This window comes from Nitratireductor sp. ATLC21, assembly GCF_057196525.1.
Genome location: NZ_JBXUOU010000002.1, coordinates 384,733 through 398,381, shown reverse-complemented (window position 1 = coordinate 398,381; position 13,649 = coordinate 384,733). Strand labels below are relative to the sequence as shown.

Annotated in this window: 13 protein-coding genes; 6 read left to right on the top strand and 7 right to left on the bottom strand. The window is 58.8% G+C overall.

Annotated features, from left to right (window positions below; all coding sequences use genetic code 11):
- Positions 1-7 precede the first annotated feature (7 nt).
- From AC2CHD_RS09565 to AC2CHD_RS09555, 3 genes are all read left to right on the top strand, one after another.
- Complete coding sequence (locus AC2CHD_RS09565; RefSeq protein WP_229450497.1) at positions 8-460, top strand: tripartite tricarboxylate transporter TctB family protein; 453 nt, start codon at positions 8-10, stop codon at positions 458-460.
- On the top strand, positions 457-1,971 hold the full coding sequence (locus AC2CHD_RS09560) for a tripartite tricarboxylate transporter permease (RefSeq protein ID WP_370633419.1): 1,515 nt from the start codon (positions 457-459) through the stop codon (positions 1,969-1,971). Before AC2CHD_RS09565 ends, AC2CHD_RS09560 begins: the two co-directional genes overlap by 4 nt.
- Positions 1,972-2,182: 211 nt before the next feature.
- Positions 2,183-2,320, top strand: coding sequence for a hypothetical protein (locus tag AC2CHD_RS09555; protein ID WP_484553490.1), 138 nt, complete (start codon positions 2,183-2,185; stop codon positions 2,318-2,320).
- Positions 2,321-2,356: 36 nt separating this feature from the next.
- Here the strand turns inward: AC2CHD_RS09555 and AC2CHD_RS09550 are convergent, their stop codons facing one another.
- On the bottom strand, positions 2,357-3,031 hold the full coding sequence (locus tag AC2CHD_RS09550) for a FadR/GntR family transcriptional regulator (RefSeq protein WP_484553489.1): 675 nt from the start codon (positions 3,029-3,031) through the stop codon (positions 2,357-2,359).
- 129 nt (positions 3,032-3,160) lie between these two features.
- Between AC2CHD_RS09550 and AC2CHD_RS09545 the strand changes: the two genes are divergently transcribed.
- From AC2CHD_RS09545 to AC2CHD_RS09535, 3 genes are all read left to right on the top strand, one after another.
- Positions 3,161-4,033 (top strand): fumarylacetoacetate hydrolase family protein, encoded by an 873-nt coding sequence (locus AC2CHD_RS09545; RefSeq protein WP_229450494.1) that lies wholly within the window; start codon positions 3,161-3,163, stop codon positions 4,031-4,033.
- Positions 4,034-4,094: 61 nt separating this feature from the next.
- On the top strand, positions 4,095-5,045 hold the full coding sequence (locus AC2CHD_RS09540) for a TAXI family TRAP transporter solute-binding subunit (protein ID WP_484553488.1): 951 nt from the start codon (positions 4,095-4,097) through the stop codon (positions 5,043-5,045).
- 67 nt (positions 5,046-5,112) lie between these two features.
- Complete coding sequence (locus AC2CHD_RS09535; protein WP_484553487.1) at positions 5,113-7,038, top strand: TRAP transporter permease; 1,926 nt, start codon at positions 5,113-5,115, stop codon at positions 7,036-7,038.
- 69 nt (positions 7,039-7,107) lie between these two features.
- Here AC2CHD_RS09535 and AC2CHD_RS09530 read toward each other — a convergent pair whose 3' ends face one another.
- The 6 genes from AC2CHD_RS09530 to AC2CHD_RS09505 form a co-directional block, all read right to left on the bottom strand.
- Positions 7,108-7,896, bottom strand: coding sequence for an SDR family oxidoreductase (locus AC2CHD_RS09530; RefSeq protein ID WP_484553486.1), 789 nt, complete (start codon positions 7,894-7,896; stop codon positions 7,108-7,110).
- A 29-nt stretch (positions 7,897-7,925) separates the two neighbouring features.
- On the bottom strand, positions 7,926-8,948 hold the full coding sequence (locus tag AC2CHD_RS09525) for an ABC transporter ATP-binding protein (RefSeq protein WP_484553485.1): 1,023 nt from the start codon (positions 8,946-8,948) through the stop codon (positions 7,926-7,928).
- Positions 8,948-10,615 carry an ABC transporter permease subunit gene (locus tag AC2CHD_RS09520; protein ID WP_484553484.1) on the bottom strand — a complete coding sequence of 556 codons (1,668 nt, stop codon included), beginning with the start codon at positions 10,613-10,615 and terminating at the stop codon, positions 8,948-8,950. Before AC2CHD_RS09520 ends, AC2CHD_RS09525 begins: the two co-directional genes overlap by 1 nt.
- A 32-nt stretch (positions 10,616-10,647) precedes the next feature.
- On the bottom strand, positions 10,648-11,778 hold the full coding sequence (locus AC2CHD_RS09515; RefSeq protein WP_484553483.1) for a M24 family metallopeptidase: 1,131 nt from the start codon (positions 11,776-11,778) through the stop codon (positions 10,648-10,650).
- Between the two features lie 68 nt (positions 11,779-11,846).
- Entirely contained in the window at positions 11,847-12,881 is a 1,035-nt protein-coding gene (locus tag AC2CHD_RS09510; protein ID WP_229450487.1) for an ABC transporter substrate-binding protein, read from the bottom strand.
- A gap of 19 nt (positions 12,882-12,900) precedes the next feature.
- A complete protein-coding gene (locus AC2CHD_RS09505; RefSeq protein ID WP_484553482.1) occupies positions 12,901-13,644 on the bottom strand; it encodes a type 1 glutamine amidotransferase in 744 nt (247 codons plus the stop codon).
- Between the last annotated feature and the right edge of the window lie 5 nt (positions 13,645-13,649).

The following is a 13,649-nucleotide window of genomic DNA, read 5'->3' as shown; positions in this document are numbered from 1 at the left end:
GAACACCATGAGATCAATACGCTTGGAACCAACAGACGCCATTGGCGGTGTGCTGGTCACGTTGATCGGGCTGGTGACCGCCGGCATCAGCTCTCAATACCCGATAGGCAGGATTTCCAACATCGGCCCAGGCGCCTTTCCGCTGGCACTAGGGATCATCATGGTGTTGCTCGGCCTCGGCATCATCGCCGGCTCGGTTGGCAGGACCGGCAGCATTCCGCAGCCTAACTGGAGAGCGGCAGGCGTTGTCATGCTGTCGCTTACCTGTTTCGCCTTGCTCATCGGTTCTTTCGGCCTTGTGCCGGCGATCCTTGTGTCTGCCTTCATCGCCCGCTTCGCGGACAACCGCTTTCACTTCCGGCGCGTTTTCGTTCTGGCATGTTCACTGGCGCTGTTGTGCTGGGTGATCTTCATCGCCCTGCTCGGTCTGCCCATTGCGGTGCTGGAGCTTCCGCTATGATGGAGTTCATCGGACACGCCGGCCAGGGGTTTGCGACAGCGCTCAGTCCACAGACGCTGCTTTTCTGTTTTCTTGGCGTGACAGCTGGCACGTTTATTGGCGTGCTGCCCGGCATTGGCCCCCTGGCCACGATTGCCATGCTGTTGCCGCTGACCTTCTATCTGGACCCGACCACCGCCATCATCATGCTGGCCGGGATCTACTACGGTTCGCAATATGGTGGCTCCACCGCCTCGATCCTCCTCAATCTGCCCGGCACGGCCGGAGCATCGGTAACCTGTCTCGACGGCTATCCCATGGCCCGGGCCGGCCGCGCTGGCGTTGCGCTCTGCATTACCACCATCGCCTCCTTCGCTGGCGGTTGTTTTGCGATTGTCGTGATGGCCGTGCTGTCTCCGGCACTCAGCAAGTTCGCACTGATGATGACCTCTGCCGATTACTTTGCGCTAATGCTTCTTGGCATGATCGCGGCTGTCACGCTCATTGGCGATGCGCCGCTCAAGGGGCTGGCCATGGTGGTTTTTGGCTTGCTTGTGGGGCTGATGGGAACCGACACGATTTCGGGTCAGATCCGCTTTGCATTCGACATGCCCTACCTCTACGACGGCCTTCCGCTGGTCCTCGTCGCCATGGGCATGTTCGGCGCCAGCGAGGTGATCGCCTCGATCGGTTCGGATTCGGCCGAGTGGCTGGCCAAACAGAAGATCACGCTCCGATCTCTCATGCCCACCCGGGAAGATATGCGCCGCTCGCATGCGCCGATCTGGCGTGGATCCATTCTGGGTTCCCTAGTCGGTGTCTTGCCAGGAGCCGGCTCCACCATTGCCGCCTTCATGGCCTACGCGGTGGAAAAACGGGTCGGGCCAAACCGGGACGCGCTCGGCAGCGGTATCGTCGAGGGCGTGGCTGCGCCCGAAAGCGCCAACAATGCCGCTTCACAGACTGCGCTTATCCCTGCCCTCACCCTGGGCGTTCCCGGCGACGCAACGTCAGCCTTGATGCTTGGCGCACTGCTCATTCACGGCATCGCGCCTGGACCGACACTAATCCCGCAGCACCCCGAAATTTTCTGGGGACTGCTCGCCAGCTTCTGGATCGGCAATCTCATACTGTTGATCTTGAACCTTCCGCTGGTCGGGCTGTGGGTATCGATGCTGAAGATTCCCTACCACATTCTCTATCCCGGCATTCTTGTCTTCATCGCGATTGGCATCTACTCGGTGAACTCCTCACATGTGGACGTGATCATGGTGGGTGTGCTCGGCGTGCTCGGTTATGCGCTTTCACTGCTCAAATTCCCAATCGCGCCGCTGCTCCTCGGATACATTCTGGGGCCCTTGATGGAAGCCAATCTCCGTCGCAGCCTTCTGATCTCTGGAGGCGATGTCTCGATATTCTGGGAACAGCCACTCACTCTGACGATCATGCTACTGGCTCTGATCCTTCTGCTTCTTCCCCTGGCAACAAAAGGCTGGAGAAGGCGCCTGGCGAAAGAACTTCCACAGGACTAGGGTGAGGACATCGCGGTTGGATGGGATCGGTCCGTGGCGGAAACATCATCATCCATCGCAGTGCGCCTTTCCCAGACCACTCTATGTCTGAAAGCTGCCGCGCGGGGCCTTGATTGAGGCTGGGTGACAGGTGCCGACCGGGCTGAAAGGTGCTGGTGGGCCATTCTACTCGCCGGGTCAGCTAAGCCAGGAGCTGGGACCGGATTGTGTTGTGATAGGATTCATTCTTTCCAGCAACGCAATCCACGCGCCGAACGAGCATTATGACGTGGAGCGGCCCCGTCGGGGGACACGCAGCTGGGTGCGCATCTTCGAGCAGATCGTCAACGAAAGGCGCCCGATCGGCTAAAAGCCACCCGGCCTCGCCTTGTCCAACGTTCCGGCTTTAACGGCCCAGCATGTTTTTCCGCACGGAAACGAGGTGCGCCCGCATGGCTTCTCGCGCTTCTTCACCGAGCCTCTTTTCGATGCTGACAACCAGTTCTTCGTGCTGGGCACAATAGGTCGCCTTCCGGGCTTCCGAAAATGATCTCTGCTTCATCTCGAACCATAATGGCTGCAGGCGCAGGACACCGAGAATTTCATGGACCTGGTAAAGCAGGTCATTGCGCGTGCACTCAAATATCAACCGGTGCAACTCCGCATCCCAATGCTCGAAGGAAGGCATGTCCGCCGCGGCTATCGCGAGTTCGTGCACCTTCCTGATTTTGGCAAGTTCGCCTGCACCGGCATGCATCGCCGCCAGGCTGGCTGCCTCCGGCTCGATCAGCATGCGCAGTTCCATCATGTCCGCCGGAGACGATTGCTTCATCTTCTCGACGATCCGATGAAGATCCGTCCTCGATTGATCGGTCTTGACATAGGTCCCCCGGCCCACATGCCGGACGACGACACCTGCCTCTTCAAGTTGATCCAGCGCCTTGCGGATCGTGTTGCGGGCAACGCCGAGCTCATCGGCCAGACTTCGTTCGGTGGGCATGCGCTCATCCGGCCCCCATTCTCCCTCCTTGATCCTCAAATGCAGCAGGGACGCGAGGTCGTCCGAATTTCCACGTGCCATGTTCACCTCTGGAAATGAACCAAATTATACCAATATTGATCATTTTTAGACATTTCAAGCAATGATCTTGATGATTGGCATCTTTTGGATTAAACCATATCTCCAATATAGCATCAGAAAGGAAGCGTGGTGAAGATCGGGACATTCAGAACGGGGCAAAAATGGCTGGTGGGACAGGTGGATGAGGAATCCGGCACTGTCACACCCTTTGAGCTGGATCAGGACCAGGCATCCCGCGGTGTTCTTTCATTGATCGGCCGGGACGTTCTGCCCCAGGCGGGCACACCTGTTCCCTTAAGCGAGCTTGAATTGTGCGCACCCATCCCGCGTCCGGAGCGCAACATATTCTGTGTCGGCAAGAACTACTTCGAACACGCTCATGAATTCTCCGCGAGCGGGTTCGATTCCAGCGCAGCCAAAGGGGCGGTCCCGGAGTTCCCGATCGTGTTCTCCAAGGTTCCGGAGTCTGTGATTGCCCATGGAGAACAGATCGTGCTCGACCCGAAAGTGTCGGATGCCGTGGACTATGAGGCCGAACTGGCGGTGATCATCGGCAAGGGTGGCAAGGGCATTCGCGCCGAGGACGCGCTCGATCATGTCTGGGGCTACACGATCATCAATGATGTGACCGCTCGCGACCTTCAATCCCGCTACAGCCAATGGCTGGTTGGCAAGTCTCAGGACACGTTCGGGCCCATGGGGCCCTGGGCGGTTTTAAAGCAGGACCTGGATGTCGCGAACACGAAGATCCAGTGCAGCGTCAATGGCGAGCTTCGCCAGGATTCCAACACCGGCCTTCTGATCTTCAACATCGGGACCATCATCGAGACGATTTCGGCGGGTGTGACCCTCAAGCCCGGCGACATCATCGCCACCGGCACACCAGCGGGCGTGGGTATCGGGTTCAAGCCACCCAAATACCTGCAAGCCGGCGACATTGTTGAGGTCACTGTCGAAGGGATTGGCACGTTGAAAAACGAATGCCGCCTATCCAGCACCTAGGTTCTGGGTCAACGCCCTGCGAGTTCGCAGCGGACATGCTTACAATATGGAGGAGGAAAACATGAAACGGCTTTTGACAGGCATCATCGCCGCTGGTTTCGCCAGCATCGTTGGTGCCCACGCACAGGACAAGACCGAAGTAGCATGGGGAGGATCCAACCCGGGCGGCGTGATGTATTACATGGTCGGCGTTGCGGGAACGGAGCTTGGCAAGGGATTGCCGGACATCAACATCACGCAGGTGACCACCGGCGGCTCGACCGAAAACGCTCTTCGTTTGATCAAGGGCGAACTGGACATGGGTATCGTCTATGGCAGCCATGTCTACATGGCGCAGGATCAGCAAGGGCCCTTCGCCAATGCAGCCAAGGGTGACATGCTGCGCGGTGTTGCCATGGCCTATCAGGGGCCGACCTATTTCGTGACCCTGGGAGACAGTGGCATCGAGAAACTCGAGGACCTTGCTGGCAAGACGGTGGCGCTCGGACCGCCCGGCTCCGGCACCGTCTTCAACTGCTCGAACATTCTGACAGCACTTGGCATGCTTGACAGCATCAAGCCGCAGATGATGACCTTTGCCGATGCTGGCCGCGCACTTGGAAACGGCCAGATCGACGCATTCTGCCAGTCATCCTCGCCCGCGGCAGCGGTGACCGAACTGGCCGAGACACGCGACGTGACCGTGCTCGCCTATAGCGACGAGCAACTGGCCACCATCACCGAGAAGTTTCCCTTCTACCATGGCGGCGCCATGCCGGAGGGCACCTATCGCGGTGTTCCTGAAACCGCGATGCCCTACACCACCGTCTACTGGGTCGCACACGAACGCGTACCAAGCGATGTGGTCAAGAGCCTGGTTTCTGCAGCCTATGAGAAGCAGGACGTTCTCGCGCAGGGACACAAGGCCTGGGCGCAGATGAAACCAGACGTGAAAAACTTCCAGTCGCTCGGTGCTCCCATGCACCCCGGCGCGGAGGCCTATTATCGCGAACAGGGCCAGTGGCCCGAATAAGCCTGCAGAATTCTTCCATGGGCCCCGGCACAAAGGTCGGGGCCATCTTTATTAGAGGCGGCATTCTATGTCTGGTTTCTCTTGGCTTTTCCGCGTCGAAGGTTCGAAACGAACCCTGAATGGTCCATTTGCGCTGGCATTCAATCTCATCGCCGCCGGTTTTTCGCTGTTCTATCTCTACACATCCGGCTTTGGGCTCATCTCCACCCAAAGCAATCGCGGCGTGTATCTCATGCTGACATCGGTGCTGGTGTTTCTGATCTACCCGGCCAGCAAACGCTCGCCCGCATCCCGTCCGAGCTTGCTAGACATGGTTCTGATCGGTCTTGCCGTAGTCTCGGTGGGCTACTGGATCGACCAATATGTCAGCTATGCGATGTTTCGCGTATCCAATCCCAGCCAGATGGACCTTGTAATGGGCGGCATCGCCATTGCGGTCATGCTGGAAACGAGCCGCCGCGCCCTGGGGCCGGTCATCTCGCTGATCGCCATCGCCTTTCTGTTGCAGCTTTATCTGGGTCGTTACCTCCCCGGCCAGATGGCCCACCCCGGCATGTCTGTCGAACGCATCATCGAATTCACGTTCTCCACGCAGGAAGCGCTGTTTGGCGTTGTGACCGCGACCTTCGCCACCTTTGTCTTCCCCTTCATGATTTTCGGCGCATTCCTGGAACGCTCCGGCGCGGGTGCATTCTTCATGGACCTGGGCACGGCGGTCGCAGGCCGGTGGCGCGGCGGGCCGGCGAAAGTCGCCGTCATCACATCCGCGTTCTTCGGTTCGATTTCCGGCTCCTCCGTTGCCAATGTGGTGACGACCGGCTCGTTCACGATCCCGTTGATGAAACGGACCGGCTACCGGCCGCATGATGCCGGCGCCATCGAGGCGATCGCCTCGACAGGCGGCCAGTTCATGCCGCCGGTCATGGGTGCGGGCGTCTTCATTCTGGCCACCCTGACAGAAACCAGCTATCTGACCATTGCGCTGTTGAACGTGATCCCGGCGCTCGTGTTCTTCACCTTCCTTCTGATGATGGTGGATCTGGAAGCCGTGCGACTGGGCCTCAAGGGTCTCCCGGCATCCGAGACACCGCGCGTTCGTGATGTGGTGAAGAAGGGATGGCATTTCTTCCTGCCGCTCGGCGTGGTGCTTGGCCTGTTGTTCAACGGCTATTCGCCGGAGCTCTGCGCCTTCTGGGGTACGGTCAGCGCAGCCGTGCTCTCCTGGCGGCACCGGGACACGCGCATGGGGCCCTCTGCCGTGCTGAAGGGCCTGATTGGCGGCGCACAAAGCAATGCTGCCGCCGGCGCTGCCATCGGCACGCTCGGCATCATCATTGGCGGCATCGTGCTGGCGGGCCTCGGATTGAAATTTTCCGCGGTCCTCATCGAACTGTCCGGAGGCCACCTGTTCTGGGCCCTGTGCCTGGTCACCCTCGTGTCGATCATCATCGGAATGGGCTCTTCCACCACCGGGTCCTACATCATCCTTTCCGTTGTCGCCGCACCGGCGCTGATCCAGCTGGGTGTGCCTATGATCGCCGCGCATCTGGCCGTCTTTTATGCGGCGTGCCTGTCCAACATCACACCGCCTGTCTGTGTCGCCGCCTTTGCGGGTGCCGCAATTGCCGGCGCTCCGCCCATGAAAACCGGCATGGCAGCGCTCAAATTCGGGGCAACGCTGGTGCTCATGCCCTTCAGCTTTGCCTATGTGCCCGAACTTCTGTTGCAGGGAGAATGGTACGAAATCATCTACACGGTCGGCCTCTACACGATCGGCGCCGTTCTGCTTGCAATATCGCTGCAGGGAGCGATGATCATCAGCGGACCCTTATCGGGAAACCAGCGCATTGTGTTCGCGATAGCGGGCCTGCTTCTGATGTTTCCGGCAAATCTCGCAGTCGATCTTGCTGGCGGATCACTCGCCGCACTGGCAATCGCGTGGTTCTTCGCTTCGAGGAAAAAAACGGATCTGGCTCAAGGCAAAGCGACCTGACCGCCTTACCCACCACATGCTCTTTCGGAGATCGGCTGGTCCTTCAGGCCGATCCCCGGACCCTTCCGTTCACACGCCCTTGATTGCCCCACCATCACATCTGACGATGGAGCCGGTCGTATAGCCCGCCCTGTCGCTGCAAAGGAATGTGGCCATGTCAGCAAATTCCTCGACGTGGCCATAGCGGCCAGTAGGGATCGCTGCCCTTGAGCCCGCGCGCACCTCATCCAGTGCCTTTCCGGTGCGTTTGGCGGCGGCTTCATCGAGCTGGTCGACGCGCGACGTGTGAATGCGGCCGGGCACAATCAGATTGCACGTCACGCCATCGGGCGCGATCTCGTTTGATAGGGATTTGTTCCAGCCGACGAGCGCCGAGCGAAGCGTGTTCGACATCGCGAGATTAGGAATAGGCTGCACGACGCCGGACGAAGCGACGGTGAGGATGCGTCCCCAACCATTCTCCCGCATCGAGGGAAGAAGCAGGTTAGTCAGTTCGATAATGCCGAAGATCATCATCTGCGCCTGTCGGGCAAGATCATCTACGGTCATGTCCGTCACCTTGCCCGGTGCCGGACCGCCCGTATTGTTTACCAGAATGTCGACGCGACCCATCTGCGCCCCCGCGTACTCCGCCACCCGCTTGGCAAACTGGCCATCTGCCAGATCGGCAGAAAGGTGATGCGCTGCGACGCCGTGGTTGGCTTCTATCTCGGCAGCATTGCTTTGCAGCAGGTCTTCGCTGCGCCCGCACAGCATGACTTCCACACCTTCAGCTGCCAACCCGTTGGCGATGCCGAGCCCCAGCCCGCGGGAAGCACCGAGTACCAGTGCCTTCCTGCCTTTGATCTTCAGATCCATTCTGTCAAACCCATTTCTGACGGTTGAAATTAAGTCGCGGTGCCGAAACGGAGGACGCGCTCCTCGTCGAACGCAAACTCCACCGGCGCGCCGCGCTCCAGCCCTTCGACTGCGGCTGAGTTTGCGACATTGGCGGAAATCACCGTGTCGTTGGCCCGCGCGATGATCTTGCTGGCAGCACCCGTGAAAACAACGGTCTCCACATTCGCGTTGACCAGATGCGCTGCCTTTTCGCCCGGGGCACGGAGCCGGATATCCTCAGGCCGAATGCCAAACTCTTTGCCGTTTGTGTCCTTCAGCAAATTGCACTCGCCCAGAAAGCACGCGACAAAACTGCTGTTCGGTTTGAAGTAGAGCTCACGCACCGGGCCTGATTGTTTGATCCGCCCCTCGTCCATGATGACGATCTTATCGGACAGGTGCAGTGCCTCTTCCTGATCATGAGTAACGTAGACGATCGTAACGCCGAGTTCGCGATGCAACTGCTTCAACTGCAACTGAATCGACTGCCTGAGATTTTTGTCGAGCGCGCCCAGCGGCTCATCCATGAGAAGAATGTCGGGACGAATGACCAGAGCCCGCGCCAGAGCAACACGCTGCTGTTGACCGCCTGACAGTGAACCGGGAAGCCGGTCGGCGAAATCCTGCAAACTGACGAGCTCAAGCACTTCGTCGACACGCCTGCGTCGTTCATCGCCGGGAACCTTGCGCATGTCGAGGCCGAAAGAAACGTTCTCGCGGACGCTCATATGTGGAAAGAGGGCATAGTTCTGGAACACCATGCCGATATTGCGCTTGGAAACCGGGACGTTGCTGATGTCGCGGCCACCGACCTCAATCCGCCCTTCATCGAAGGGTTCGAAGCCGGCAAGCACCTTGAGCATCGTCGTCTTGCCCGAACCCGATGCACCAAGAAGTGTGCAGAATTCGCCCGCTGCAATGTCGAGATGAATATCGTGCAGAACCCTCAAATTTCCATAGCTTTTGTTGAGGCCTGTGATTGTGACAGGTCTTCCCTGCAGGCCGTAGCGCGCCGATGACGAATTCTCCATTAGGACTGTCTCCGCGAAAGAATGAGGTTGATGGCCAGCAATGTCAGCGTGAGCATGATGATCATGGCCGAGGCAGCGATGATGGTCGGATCGATCTCATGGACCATGCCCTCAAACATCACACGCGGCAGTGTGCGAGAGCGAATGTTGGTGAGAAACAGCGCAAGAACGACATCATCGAACGACTGAATGAAAGCGAACACCGCCCCGGCTGCCACACCCGGCATGATCGCCGGGAGCATGATGCGGCGAAACATGACCGGCCAGCTTGCGCCGAGATTGAGAGCCGCAAGTTCCAGATTGCGATCGAAGCCGACAAGCGAAGCGCGGACGGTGATGAATACATAGGGCACCGCCAGAACACTGTGTGCCAACCCCAGCGTTGCCGGATTTCCGATCACACCGAGTGGCGCCAGCATGTAGAAGAGGCCGACCGACAGGATGATCACCGGAATGACCATGGGCAGGATGAAGACCGTTTCCAGCCAGGGGCGCATGCGCCTGCCCAGACGCATGGTGCCGATCGCGGCGAGCGTTCCCAGCACGACCGAGAAGCTGACGGCCACGGCGGCGGCCTGCAGTGAATTGAAGACACCCCTCATCCACTTGGCTTCTTCAAAGAGGTTGTGAAACCACCGCAAACTGTAGCTTTCTGGCGGGAAGCTTAGGAAGGGCGAGGAACCAAGGCTCATTGGAAACACGATCAGGATGGGCGCAATCAGGAAGATGAGAACGGCCACACCACACGCAAAGGTGAGCCACCCTCCGCCCGTGCGCCCATTGTTGCCAATGGAGAATTTTGCGGTCGAACCGCGAGACGCACTGCCCGTTAGCAGACGTTCCAGCCCGAACACGCGCTGGAACACAACAAAGATCGCAACGGTGCACAAGAGGAGCACTACGGAGAGCGCTGCCGCCAGACTCCAGTTGAGATCGCGGTTGATGTTGTCGGCGATGAGCATCGCGATCATGGTTTGGCCTGGCCCACCCATCAGAGCCGGGGTGATGTAGTACCCAATGGAATTCAGGAAGACGATGGTTGCGCCGGCAATGACGCCCGGTGCGGTGAGCGGCATGATCACCCGGCGCCCGATGCTGTAAGGCCCCGCACCGAGCCCCTCGGCAGCCTCGATCAGGGTGCGGTCGATGTTGATGAAGGCGGCAAAAAGCGGCAGCACAACAAAGGGCATCAACACATGTGTCATGCCGATCAGCACGCCTGAGAGGTTATAGACGAATGCGATGGGCTCATCGATCAGACCGGCACCCGTCAGGAGGTCGTTCAGAACCCCCTTGCGCTGCAAGAGGATGATCCACGCCGTCGTGCGCACCAGTGCACTCGTCCAGAACGGCAACAGCACCACGATGAACAGGATCTTGCGAACCTTCGGGCTGACCGTTGCAAGAAGGTAAGCCACAGGATAGCTCACGATCACACAAAGCAGCGTGACGAGCGCGGAGATCACGAATGTATTGAGCAGCACCCTGCGATAAACGGGCACCTCGCCGATCCGCAGATAGTGCTCAAAAGTCAGCTGGTCCTCACCAAAACTGATACCGAGCAGAGAAAGCACCGGAAAAAAGAACAGGACCCCCAGGAAGACCAACAGGGGTGCAACCGCAATCCAGGCCCAGAAGACCGGGCGCTTGTTTGACGTGATTTTCATCGGCGCTTTCTCCGACACGCTATCGCCTCCCGTCAGCTGACAAAAAGCTGACGGGGGAAGTTGGTGAGGCGCTCATATCCGTCCTCGGTGATGTGGATCGTCTCGGACATTCCGAAGCCCCTTGCCAGCACATAAGTGTGGAAGGTCATCCCCGGCTGGAAGGTCCATGTGGCCTTTGGCTCTGCCTCAAGCGGCTCGCCGCCATTGGGCTGCAAGAGAAGCCCGACCGAGTAGAAGGTCTTGTTGGTGTAGGTTTCACGCAAGCCAGCACCAAGGATCCCTTCGCGATAAATCGCATCCGGCACAGTGGCGGCCACGCCTGGACGAACTTCCGACAATGCGCGGTCCTGTATTTCGATCAGGGTTTCAACGACGCGATGATCCTCGTCGCTCGCTTCGCCGACCCGGATGGGGCGCATGAAGCGCGCGTGATAGTGATGGCTGTTGGGTGTGGTTTCGACCTGAACGATATCGCCCCGCGACAACACCCTGTCGGTGTAACCCCCATGAAGGTGGAAAGCGCGCTCGCCCGAGGACAGCACGCCCGGGCCCGGCAAATCGCTGCCGCCGCGCACCATCGCCGCACAGATAGCGGCAGCCATCTCGCGTTCGCTATTGCCTTCCTTCGCGGTTTCGATGGCGGCAGTCATGCCAGCCTCTGCCGCTTTGGCTGCCTTGCGCTGATAGGCGACTTCCGCCGGCGACTTGATCAGCCTCATCCGGCTGACGATGTCGGAGCAATCGATCCATTCTGCACCGGGAAGACCCGCCTTGATGCCCTCGAAACGCTTCACCGAAAGGGGCCAGGCAGCCATTTCGATGCCCAATCGGGGGGCTGTGCCGATACGCGATGAAACAGCTTCTACAGATAGAGCGTTCTTGTCGTCGCTATCGGTCCACATGACGCGGTCGGGAAAGATGCAGGTCGCGTCGAGATAGTATTCCTCGACGTCCCGGCAGATCAGTGTGGGATTGCCGGATGCCGGAATGATCGCGAACTGAAAGGAACCATAGCCGCGCGTGAAGAACCCGGTCAGATATGTGACGGTCTCCGGCAGGAAAGCCAGCATTCCATCGAGGCTTCTTTTTTTAAGTTCGGCCTGAACCCGTTCCAGACGCTGCGTGTATTCCTCACGTGCGAACCAATAGGAATCGATCGCCATGCGATGCCCTTCTTAGGATACGTTTAGATTGAAAAGACCGGGGGGCATAAGCCCCCCGAAGGCAGCTGCTACTTCTGCAGCATTTGCGTGTATTTTTCTGACGCCGACGTCGCATTGTCGGCCCACCACGCAATGTCCATGAAGATGGCGTTTTCCAAGCGCTCAGGCGTGGAGGGAAGACGCGCTTTGCGCTCATCATCGATGAACTCCCAGGCCTTGTCCGTCACCGGCCCGTAAGCGACATATTCGCTGAAGCGGGACTGAGCTTCGGGCTGCACCATGTAGTTGAGGAACTTGATTGCCTGCTCGCGGTTAGGCGCCCCGCGCGGGATCATGAAATATCCCACTTGCGCGATCGACTCTGCCCAGGACATCTCGATGTCGAGGCCTTCATCCATGCCGGCCTGGAACCGCCCGTTCCAGCCAAGCGCCATCACCACTTCGCCACTCCCCAGAGCCTGAACCGGCTGAGCACCACTTGACCACCAGACAGCCACGTGTTCACGCAGCGAGCTAACCTTGTCGAGCGCCCGCTGGAAGCCTTCTTCCGTGTCCAGCACCTTGTAGATGTCGGTCGGAGCCACGCCATCTGCCAGAAGCGCGGCTTCGAGAACCGTTGCAGCACGGTCAGGCAGGGCGCGTTTTCCGGGGAACTTCTCCACATCCCAGAAATCGGCGAAAGTCTGTGGCCCACCGTCCGGGAAGGCTTCTTTCGAATAGCCGATTACCGTGGAGAAGATCTCGGAGGGGACACCATATTCATTTTTTGCGCCCTCGATGACATGGCTCTGATCTACCATCTCTTCCGTGATGGGCTCGAACAGGTCATACGCCACCCCACGCATGAGCGTGGAACCGCCGCCGGTGACCACGTCCCACTCCAGTGAATTTGTTTCAACCATGGCCTTGATGCGGGCGACTTCCGGTTCCGTATCTTCAATTATGTCGATGCCGGTCTCTTCGGAGAACGGTTGTAGCCATGCCTTGGAGATGGCTTCCTGATAGCTTCCGCCCCAGCTTGCGAAAACCATTTCCTCTGCCTGCGCGGCAAGCGCTCCGGCTGCAAAGGCGCCGGCCAGCAACATTGTCTTGATCGTTTTCATGTGTTCCTCTCTTTTTGTTTTAAGCAGTTGTCAGGAGGCCACTCCCGGGTCTCTTCTGCGCGTTCGCGGCATCGAGAACGAAATCGGCGAATTTTTTCAGAGATGTTTTTGCGATTTCAGCTTCATCCGCCGTGCGGTTGAGCTCGCCGATATCGGCGCCATCCTTGATGAGGCGATCGCGATTTTCTTCAAACCAGATGCGGGATTGTTCAAGCGAGATTTCCGGATGGCCCTGGATTCCCCAGATCGCTTCGTCGCGAAAGCGCCAGACCTGATTTGGGCACAGATCCGAACTGGCAAGGATGGTCATGTCCGGATGCTCATGACGAACTTCGTCATTGTGCCAGACATACATGTAGACGCTGTCACCCCATTCATTGGTGATCGCATCCGTCTTGATGGCCTTGGAGGTCGGCAGCCATTTGTAGCCAACTTCACAGAAGGACCGACGGAACACCTGGTCCTTGCCGCACAGCGCAGAAGCCAGGATCTGGCTGCCGAAACAGATGCCCAGCATGGGGATTTTCTTTTCCGCCGCAGACCGGATCAGATCGTGTTCACGCGCGATGAACGGGATATCCTCATAAGCGCCGTGCGGGCTGCCGGACAGGAATATGCCATCGTACTCGTCGAGATTTTCGGGAAACTCGCCCTGGTAGGCCCAGAAGCGATCGACCTGCAGGCCGTATCCTTCGAAGCGTTCGTCCAGCTTGGCGACGGACTGCTGGCTGGTGCCGTTTTGCAAATAGAGAAGCCGGGCCATTCGCT

Bases quoted from the DNA above. Each gene is read 5' to 3' on its own strand.
- AC2CHD_RS09505 (WP_484553482.1), bottom strand. From the start codon at position 13,644: ATGGCCCGGCTTCTCTATTTGCAAAACGGCACCAGCCAGCAGTCCGTC.
- AC2CHD_RS09550 (WP_484553489.1), bottom strand. From the start codon at position 3,031: ATGGCACGTGGAAATTCGGACGACCTCGCGTCCCTGCTGCATTTGAGG.
- AC2CHD_RS09530 (WP_484553486.1), bottom strand. From the start codon at position 7,896: ATGGATCTGAAGATCAAAGGCAGGAAGGCACTGGTACTCGGTGCTTCC.
- AC2CHD_RS09510 (WP_229450487.1), bottom strand. From the start codon at position 12,881: ATGAAAACGATCAAGACAATGTTGCTGGCCGGCGCCTTTGCAGCCGGA.
- AC2CHD_RS09565 (WP_229450497.1), top strand. From the start codon at position 8: ATGAGATCAATACGCTTGGAACCAACAGACGCCATTGGCGGTGTGCTG.
- AC2CHD_RS09560 (WP_370633419.1), top strand. From the start codon at position 457: ATGATGGAGTTCATCGGACACGCCGGCCAGGGGTTTGCGACAGCGCTC.
- AC2CHD_RS09515 (WP_484553483.1), bottom strand. From the start codon at position 11,778: ATGGCGATCGATTCCTATTGGTTCGCACGTGAGGAATACACGCAGCGT.
- AC2CHD_RS09520 (WP_484553484.1), bottom strand. From the start codon at position 10,615: ATGAAAATCACGTCAAACAAGCGCCCGGTCTTCTGGGCCTGGATTGCG.
- AC2CHD_RS09525 (WP_484553485.1), bottom strand. From the start codon at position 8,948: ATGGAGAATTCGTCATCGGCGCGCTACGGCCTGCAGGGAAGACCTGTC.
- AC2CHD_RS09540 (WP_484553488.1), top strand. From the start codon at position 4,095: ATGAAACGGCTTTTGACAGGCATCATCGCCGCTGGTTTCGCCAGCATC.
- AC2CHD_RS09535 (WP_484553487.1), top strand. From the start codon at position 5,113: ATGTCTGGTTTCTCTTGGCTTTTCCGCGTCGAAGGTTCGAAACGAACC.